The sequence below is a fragment of the Phenylobacterium sp. genome, assembly GCF_044236515.1.
Lineage (GTDB): Bacteria > Pseudomonadota > Alphaproteobacteria > Caulobacterales > Caulobacteraceae > Phenylobacterium.
The window spans coordinates 1-4683 of the sequence record NZ_JBIIGK010000189.1 but is presented as its reverse complement, the minus strand read 5'-3'; the positions used below and the strand labels follow the sequence as shown (position 1 = coordinate 4683).

The following is a 4683-nucleotide window of genomic DNA, read 5'->3' as shown; positions in this document are numbered from 1 at the left end:
GCGACGCCGGGCGGCGTGGTCAACGGACCCGCTCAGCCGGCGCCTTAAGCCCCGGCGGCTGGACGCGGCAGGCGCCGGCCGGTATCGCGACGCCTTCGCGCGTGGAGCTATGCCGCTTGAGCCCCGATCCGGCCTTCGTCGTCTATGGACAGCCGCCCGCCGCGCTGGCGGCCTGGCCGCACGGCGCGGTGCAGACCTCGCCGCTGGCGCCGGGCTCCGCGCCGCTAAGCGAGATGGCGGCCGAGAGCCTGGACGGGGCGGTGGTCGCCGCGCCGCCAGGGACCCTGGAGCGGCGCTATGTCCTGGCCCTGGCGCTGCGAGCCCTGAAGCCGGGCGGGCGCCTTACCGCTCTTGCGCCCAAGGACAAGGGCGGCTCGCGGCTCGGCAAGGAGCTGGCGGCGTTCGGCTGCGCCGTCGACGAGATGGGCCAGAAGCATCAGCGGATATGCCGGACCGTGCGGCCGGCGTCGGTCGCCGACCTGGACGAGGCCATCGAAGCCGGCCGGCCGCGCCTGTCCGAGACGCTGGGGCTGTGGACCCAACCCGGGGTGTTCAGCTGGGACCGGCCGGACCCCGGCAGCCTGCTGCTGATCCAGACCCTGCCGCCGCTTTCGGGCCGCGGCGCCGACCTGGGCGCCGGCCTTGGCCTGCTGTCGCGTGCGGTGCTGGTCAGTCCGGGAGTCACCGAGCTGGCCCTGGTCGAGCTCGACGGCCGGGCCTTCGAATGCGCCAAGCGCAACGTGGTCGACCCACGCGTCGCCTTCCACTGGCAGGACGCCCGTACGGGCCCGGAGCTGGCAGGCCTGGATTTCGTGGTCATGAACCCGCCGTTCCACGATGGCGGCGCCGAGGACCGCTCGCTCGGCCAGGCGTTCATCCGGCGGGCGCACGGCGCCCTGCGCAAGGGCGGGGTCCTGTGGCTGGTGGCCAACCGCCACCTGCCGTACGAGGGCGTGCTCGGCGAGCTGTTCGGCGGTGTGTCGCTGCGCGCCGAGGGCGGGGGCTTCAAGGTGTTCGAGGCGCGCAAGTGAGAGGGGCGGGGACATGAGCGGCGCCGTGCGGCTGGACCGCCTGCTGGCCAATCTCGGCTATGGATCGCGCCGGGAGATCCAGGCCATGGCGCGGCTCGGCGCCGTCACCCTGGACGGCAGGCCCGTCCCCAAGGCCGATGCCCGGATCGCGCTGAGCCCGGACTTGCCGGCCCGGATGGAAGTCGACGGCCGTCCGCTGGACCCGCTGCCGGGCGTCGCGCTGATGATGCACAAGCCGACGGGGGTCACATGCTCGCACAAGGAGAACGGCGAGCTTGTCTACGCCCTCCTGCCGTCGCGGTGGCGGCTGCGGGAGCCGGCGATCTCCACGGTCGGGCGGCTGGACAAGGAGACGTCGGGGCTGCTGCTGCTGACCGACGACGGCGACCTGCTGCACCGGATCATCTCGCCGCGGCGGCATGTCGCGAAGCGTTATGTGGCGACCCTGGCCCGGCCGCTGCGGGGCGACGAGGGGGCGATCTTCGCGTCCGGCGAGCTGATGCTGGAGGGCGAGGACAAGCCGCTGGCTCCCGCCGTACTGGAGCCGCTGTCCGACACGCGCGCCCGCCTGACCATCACCGAGGGGCGCTACCACCAGGTGCGGCGGATGTTCGCGGCGGTCGGCAACCATGTGGAGGCGCTGCACCGCGACCGCATCGGCGGCCTGGACCTGCCTTCGGACCTGGCGCCGGGCGCCTATCGGATCATGACCGCCGAAGAGATCGGCGCGATCTTCGCCTAGGCGCCTTGGGCGTGGGTGAGGGCGGCGACGCGGCAGGCGGAGGCGAGGGGACGGCCCGCACGCTGGGCGTCGATGCGAGCGATCAAGCCAGCGAGACTGATCGACCGGGCGGCGGCCATGGCCTCGAGCACGGTCCAGAATTCCGGCTCCAGCGCGATCGAGGTGGCGTGGCCGGCCAGCAGGACAGAACGCTTCCGCAGCGAAGACATGCCTGACCTCTAGAGCGATTACGCCGCAGCTCAATCCCCGGCCGGAAGAACGTCCAGTCTTGAAGTTCGGTGACACCGGCGTCATTTTCCTCGCCGTTACGGAGTCGCCCCCTTCATGGCCATGGCCGAGACCCCATACAGTTCTTCCGTCAACTGGCCCCACGCCCTGCGCAGCCTGCGCCGGCTGCTGGCTGACAAGGAAGACACCGTCCAGGTCTTCGAGATCATGCGGGCGATGGACGGCAACGCCGCCGCCCGGGGCTACAGCCGGCTGCTCGAGACGGCGGAGGGCGGGGCGATCGCCTACGCCCGCCGGGAGTTCGCCGAGCGGCTGATGGACGACGCCTGGCTGGACAGCCTGCCGGCCGGCTCGGTCGGCGCGGCCTATCGCGACTTCGTGCGGGCCGAGCGGCTGTCGGCCCAGGGGCTTGTCGAGATCAGCCAGGAGGGCGTCTCGACCATCGACGATCCGCACCCCTATGCCTGGTTCGGCCGGCGGACGCGGGACGTCCACGACATCTGGCACATCCTGACCGGTTACGGCCGCGACGGCCTCGGCGAGGCGTGCCTGGTGGCGTTCTCCTATCCGCAGACCGGCGGCCTCGGCTGGGCGCTGATCGCGGTGGGGGCGGCGGTGCGGTCGCTGAACGAGCGCGGCTATCCCTATCGGCGGGCGATGTGGCGGGCCTATCTCGATGGCCGCCGGGCGGCCTGGTTGCTGGGCGAGGATTACGAGGCGCTGCTGGCCGAGCCGCTGGAGGCGGCGCGGGTGCGGCTGAAGATTGCGCGGCCGACGATCTACGAGTCCATCCCGCCCGAGCGCCGCGACCTGCTGGCCTGAACCCTCAGTCCTCGCGTTTCGCCTGATCGAGGGCCCGCCGGGCGCGTTCGGCGTCGAGCTTGGCGACCGCCTTCTGGCCCTTCGTCTGGCCGAAGCGTACGCGGTTCTCCGCCGCCGTGACCTTAGCGTCGGCGCGGGCGCGCGCCTTGCGCGCCTTGTTGAGGTTGATCGGCTCGGTCATCGCGGAAGGATGACACGGCCGCCAGCGGTCGCAACCGGGGCCGGGGCTTTTCCGTTAGCCGCAGCGTCGAACGCAAGCGGAGCCGGTTCATGGTGCAACCCTCGGACATCCACCCGCACATGGAAGTGGTCGGCTCGGACGGCCATCACGTCGGCAAGGTCGACCATGTTGTCGGCGACGACATCCAGCTGTCGAAGCTCGACCTCGGCTCCGGGCTCAAGCACCACAGCGCGCCGCTGGAGTGGGTCGACCGGGTCGAAGGCGACCAGGTCTGGCTGAACCGCACCCGCGACGCCGCCAAGGCGGCGTGGCGGACGCAGGTCTGAGGCCTCAGCGAACCGCGGCGCAGAATCGCTGGATGCGGCCGCAGGCGTCTTCCAGGACGGCGTTCGAGGTCGCGTAGCTGATGCGGAAGAAGGGCGAGAGGCCGAACGCCGCGCCGTGGACGACGGCGACGCCTTCGGATTCCAGCAGCTCGGTCGCGAAGTCGGCGTCGGAGGTGATGACCTTGCCGCTCGGGGCGGTCTTGCCGATCAGCGCCTCGCACGAGGGATAGACGTAGAAGGCGCCTTCCGGGGTCGGGCAGTCGATGCCGGTCGCCTGGTTCAGCATGGAGACGACCAGGTCACGGCGCTGCTGGAACAGCTTCTGGTTCGGCTTGATGAATTCCTGCGTGCCGTTCAGCGCCTCGACCGCCGCCCATTGCGAGATGGAAGTGGGGTTGGAGGTCGACTGGCTCATCACCTTGCGCATCAGGTTGATCAGCGGCTCGGGGCCGGCGGCGTAGCCGATCCGCCAGCCGGTCATCGCATAGGCCTTCGAGACGCCGTTCATCGTCAGGGTGCGGTCGTAAAGACCGGGCTCGACCTGGGCGATGGTGGTGAATTCGAAGTCGTCGAACACCAGGTGTTCGTACATGTCGTCGGTAAGGATCCAGACGTGCGGGTGGCGCAGCAGCACGTCGGCCAGGGCGCGCAGCTCGGCCCGGGTGTAGGCGGCGCCCGACGGGTTGGACGGCGAGTTCAGCAGCACCCAGCGGGTCTTCGGCGTGATCGCCGCCTCGAGCTGGTCGGGCTGCAGCTTGAAGCCGGCCTCGGCGGTGGTGGCGACGGCCTTCGGCTCGCCGCCGGCCAGCAGCACGATGTCCCAGTAGCTGACCCAGTAGGGGGTCGGCACGATGACTTCGTCGCCCGGGTTCAGGGTGGCGACCATGGCGTTGTAGATGACCGGCTTGCCGCCCGGCGAGACGTTGACCTGGCTGGGCTTGTAGGAGAGGCCGTTCTCGCGCTGGAACTTGGCGCAGATGGCTTCCTTGAGCTCCACGATGCCGTCGACGTTGGTGTACTTGGTCTTGCCGTCGCGGATCGCCTTGATGGCGGCTTCCTTGATGTTGTCCGGCGTGTCGAAGTCCGGCTCGCCGGCGGCGAGGCCGATGACGTCGCGGCCCTGCGCCTTCAGTTCCCGCGCCTTCTGGTCGGCCGCCAAGGTGGCGGACGGCTTCACGCGCGAAAGGGCGTCGGACTGCAGCGACATGGGACAAGAATCCTTCGGATTGGAGACGAGGTTCGGGCGCGGGGTTTAGCCTAACCCCGCGCCGCGGCAAACCTCGCGTCTCTCCTACACGAAGCTGGCCTTAGACGAAGCTCGCCAGGCTGATGTCGGCCAGGGTGCGGCCGGCC

7 protein-coding genes are annotated in these 4683 nt (G+C 70.5%); 4 read left to right on the top strand and 3 right to left on the bottom strand.

Features of this window, described 5'->3' with window-relative positions; translation table 11 throughout:
- The first annotated feature begins 116 nt into the window (after positions 1-116).
- Positions 117-1031 carry a class I SAM-dependent methyltransferase gene (locus tag ACILRF_RS14505; RefSeq protein ID WP_395674110.1) on the top strand — a complete coding sequence of 305 codons (915 nt, stop codon included), beginning with the start codon at positions 117-119 and terminating at the stop codon, positions 1029-1031.
- A 13-nt stretch (positions 1032-1044) separates the two neighbouring features.
- On the top strand, positions 1045-1773 hold the full coding sequence (locus tag ACILRF_RS14500; protein ID WP_395674108.1) for an RNA pseudouridine synthase: 729 nt from the start codon (positions 1045-1047) through the stop codon (positions 1771-1773).
- Here the strand turns inward: ACILRF_RS14500 and ACILRF_RS14495 are convergent.
- Positions 1770-1982, bottom strand: a complete 213-nt coding sequence (locus ACILRF_RS14495; RefSeq protein ID WP_395674106.1) for a ribbon-helix-helix domain-containing protein — start codon at positions 1980-1982, stop codon at positions 1770-1772. The genes ACILRF_RS14500 and ACILRF_RS14495 overlap by 4 nt on opposite strands.
- A gap of 115 nt (positions 1983-2097) precedes the next feature.
- Here ACILRF_RS14495 and ACILRF_RS14490 point away from each other — a divergent pair, with 115 nt between their 5' ends.
- Positions 2098-2823 (top strand): Coq4 family protein, encoded by a 726-nt coding sequence (locus tag ACILRF_RS14490; RefSeq protein ID WP_395674104.1) that lies wholly within the window; start codon positions 2098-2100, stop codon positions 2821-2823.
- 4 nt (positions 2824-2827) lie between these two features.
- Here ACILRF_RS14490 and ACILRF_RS14485 read toward each other — a convergent pair whose 3' ends face one another.
- A complete protein-coding gene (locus tag ACILRF_RS14485) occupies positions 2828-3004 on the bottom strand; it encodes a DUF4169 family protein (RefSeq protein ID WP_395674102.1) in 177 nt (58 codons plus the stop codon).
- A gap of 89 nt (positions 3005-3093) precedes the next feature.
- Here ACILRF_RS14485 and ACILRF_RS14480 point away from each other — a divergent pair, with 89 nt between their 5' ends.
- Positions 3094-3330 (top strand): DUF2171 domain-containing protein, encoded by a 237-nt coding sequence (locus ACILRF_RS14480; RefSeq protein ID WP_395674100.1) that lies wholly within the window; start codon positions 3094-3096, stop codon positions 3328-3330.
- A gap of 4 nt (positions 3331-3334) precedes the next feature.
- Here the strand turns inward: ACILRF_RS14480 and ACILRF_RS14475 are convergent, their stop codons facing one another.
- Positions 3335-4537, bottom strand: a complete 1203-nt coding sequence (locus ACILRF_RS14475) for a pyridoxal phosphate-dependent aminotransferase (RefSeq protein WP_395674099.1) — start codon at positions 4535-4537, stop codon at positions 3335-3337.
- Positions 4538-4683: the final 146 nt, after the last annotated feature.